The sequence below is a fragment of the Acutalibacter sp. genome (genome assembly GCF_056800975.1).
This window is the reverse complement of record NZ_JBQISV010000152.1, coordinates 1-2939: the sequence shown is the minus strand read 5'-3', so window position 1 is coordinate 2939 and position 2939 is coordinate 1. Positions and strand designations below refer to the sequence as shown.

Genomic DNA, 2939 nt, shown 5'->3' with positions numbered 1-2939 from the left:
GATATCCACAGTGAGCGCAGAGCTCTGTGGAAAAGTCTTGACCTGCGGCAGGAAATTCCGCCCAATGCTGTGCTCTAAAGCTCTCCCTCTGACTGCGGCATTCTCCCCCATTCATGATTTTTACCCGATAAACCGCCATTTTCCACCACTTTTTTCGTCGGCATTTCTTTCGTCTTCCTGCTTGAAATTTTTCTCTGCCAGTGTTATAATTTTCATTTAATAACAGCCCCAAATCCCCCCTGTCCCAAAAACTAAATGAGGAAAGAGAGTGTGCTTATGCTGAAAATGGACTTCCAACAAAAGTTTGTCAAAGAGGGCCTTACCTTTGACGACGTCCTCCTCATCCCCGCCGAGTCCCATGTGCTGCCCAGCGAGGTGGATTTTTCCGCCCAGCTCACCAAAACCATCCGCCTGAACGCCCCCATTCTCACTGCTGCCATGGACACGGTCACAGAGTCTGACATGGCCATTGCCATTGCCCGGGAGGGAGGTCTGGGCATCATCCACAAGAATATGACTATTGAGCGCCAGGCCGACCAGGTGGACCGGGTGAAGCGCTCCGAAAACGGCGTCATCGCAAACCCCTTCTTCCTTTCTCCTGACAGCCTGGTGAAGGAAGCAGAGGAGCTGATGGGCCGCTTTAAAATTTCCGGGGTCCCCATCTGCGAGGATGGGGTGCTGGTAGGCATTATCACCAACCGGGACCTGCGCTTTATGGAGGGCGAGGACTTCAATCAGCCGGTAAAAAACGTGATGACCCGGGAGCCCCTGATCACTGCGCCGGTGGGCACTACTTTGAAGCAGGCCCAAGAGATTCTCAGAAAGCACCGCATTGAGAAGCTGCCCCTGGTGGACGGCAATATGCGCCTGAAGGGCCTGATTACCATTAAAGACATTGAGAAGGCTGTGCGCTACCCTAACTCTGCCAGAGACCAGAGCGGCCGGCTGCTGTGCGGCGCGGCCATTGGCGGCACTGCCGATGTGCTGGACCGGGTTGCCGCTCTGGTGGAGGCTCAGGTCGACGTGGTGGCTCTGGACTCTGCCCACGGTCATAACGACGGGATCATCAAGGCTGTGGCAAAGGTCAAGGGGGCCTACCCCAATCTGCCGGTCATTGCCGGCAACATAGCCACGGCCGAGGGGGCAAAAGCCCTGATCGATGCAGGGGCGGACTGCGTCAAGGTGGGCATTGGCCCTGGCTCAATCTGCACCACCCGGGTAGTGGCAGGCATTGGCGTGCCCCAGGTCACCGCTGTGTTTGACGCGGCCAGCGAGGCCAGCAAGCACAATGTCCCTGTCATTGCCGACGGCGGCATCAAGTACAGCGGCGATATTGTCAAGGCTCTGGCGGCAGGGGCTGAGGCTGTCATGCTGGGCTCTATGGTAGCCGGCTGCAAGGAGGCTCCCGGAGACTACGAGCTCTATCAGGGCCGTCAGTTCAAGGTCTACCGGGGCATGGGCAGTCTGGGGGCCATGGGCAGGGGCAGCAGCGACCGGTACTTCCAGGGAGAGCAGAAGAAGTTTGTGCCTGAGGGCGTAGAGGGCCGAGTGCCCTACAAGGGGCCTTTGGCTGAGACCATCTTCCAGCTGCTGGGCGGCCTGCGCTCAGGCATGGGCTACACAGGCTGCGGCGCCATTCAGGAGCTCCACGACAGGGCTCAGTTTGTGCGCATCACCGGCGCGGGGCTGAAGGAGAGCCATCCCCACGACATTCAAATCACCAAAGAGGCGCCCAACTACTCGGTTCTCTCTTAAAGGACAATTTTTCTGGAAAATTCACGAAAAAGCTATTGACATTCTCTTTTCAATGCAGTATAATTAAGAGCGTCCCGCAGGACGGGGCGCAATATGGCGGTATAGCTCAGTTGGCTAGAGCAATCGGTTCATACCCGATGTGTCGATGGTTCAAATCCATTTACCGCTACCAAATGGCCCGGTGGTCAAGCGGCTAAGACACCGCCCTTTCACGGCGGTAACACGAGTTCGATTCTCGTCCGGGTCACCAAATGAGTCGGGGTCCGGAGGCCGAGAGCGGTGTGTTCTTGGCAGGACCTGGGCAAACCAAGGAAGGACGCTGGGCGTAAAGCTGCGGCGTTTTTCTTTTATCCTGAATTTTTAATGATTTGAGGTGCTGTTGATGTGGAAAAGAATAGCGGGTCTGGCAGTGGCCGGCCTTTTTGTGTTGACGCTGGCTGCCTGTGGCGGACCTGTGGAGCAGCTGGAAACTCTTGAGTCCCCCTCCTCCGGCATTCAGCAGACAGCTGTTTCGCCTGACGGCTTTGAGGACAACCTGGACGGTCTGTGTGAATACATGCAGGAGAATCACGCAGTGGCCGGCGAAAGGGTTGAGATGTCCTACAAGGAGATTGGCGCTGTGGGGGGCTACCGCTACCGGTTCAAATTCAACAGCAGCACCGCGCAGGTGGAGTTTTATGAGTTCGACCTGGACAGCTCTGACGGCAAGGCCAAGGAGTGTCTGGACAGCGTAAAGGAGAAAGGCTTCTTCACCCTGCTCGGCAACGACGTCCCCGCCACCCTCAGCGGCAAGTATATGATGATCTACACCGACGCCAGTAACGACCAGCTGAACACGGAAAAGCGGGATGAGGTTGTCGACCTGTTCGTCAGCTTTCACTCCTGAGCATAAAATCACAAATCAAGCCGCTGCCTGAACAGGACAGCGGCTTTTCTTGACTTTCCCCATGCCATGTGATATAGTAAACGCACTTGAAAATCAGCAAATAGTGATTTTCAAGCAGGGCAGCGCGGACATGCCTGTGCCGCTAGGTACAAAGCGGTAGTACCTCTTTGAACTGCGTTAACTATATCATGTCACAAAAAAGAAAGGACGGGTTGGGTTATGGATTTTTCTTTTGGCATCGGCATCTATGTGAAGAACAGCAAGGAGGCGGCAGACCTCTATCAGCGGGCTTTTGGGC

Annotated in this window: 3 protein-coding genes and 2 tRNA genes; 4 read left to right on the top strand and 1 reads right to left on the bottom strand. The window is 55.7% G+C overall.

Annotation, left to right across the window (positions count from 1 at the left end; genetic code table 11):
• On the bottom strand, nt 1–232 hold a 232-nt coding region (locus tag ACTO5E_RS10665; protein ID WP_482303507.1), incomplete at its 3' end, for a hypothetical protein.
• Between the two features lie 44 nt (nt 233–276).
• Here ACTO5E_RS10665 and guaB point away from each other — a divergent pair.
• The 4 genes from guaB to ACTO5E_RS10645 all read left to right on the top strand — a co-directional run bounded on the left by guaB (nt 277) and on the right by ACTO5E_RS10645 (nt 2641).
• On the top strand, nt 277–1755 hold the full coding sequence (guaB, locus tag ACTO5E_RS10660; RefSeq protein ID WP_482303509.1) for an IMP dehydrogenase: 1479 nt from the start codon (nt 277–279) through the stop codon (nt 1753–1755).
• 95 nt (nt 1756–1850) lie between these two features.
• Nucleotides 1851–1927, top strand: a tRNA-Met gene (locus tag ACTO5E_RS10655).
• Between the two features lie 3 nt (nt 1928–1930).
• Nucleotides 1931–2005 (top strand) — tRNA-Glu (locus ACTO5E_RS10650).
• Nucleotides 2006–2137: 132 nt separating this feature from the next.
• Nucleotides 2138–2641, top strand: coding sequence for a hypothetical protein (locus ACTO5E_RS10645; RefSeq protein ID WP_482303505.1), 504 nt, complete (start codon nt 2138–2140; stop codon nt 2639–2641).
• The last annotated feature ends 298 nt before the right edge of the window (nt 2642–2939 follow it).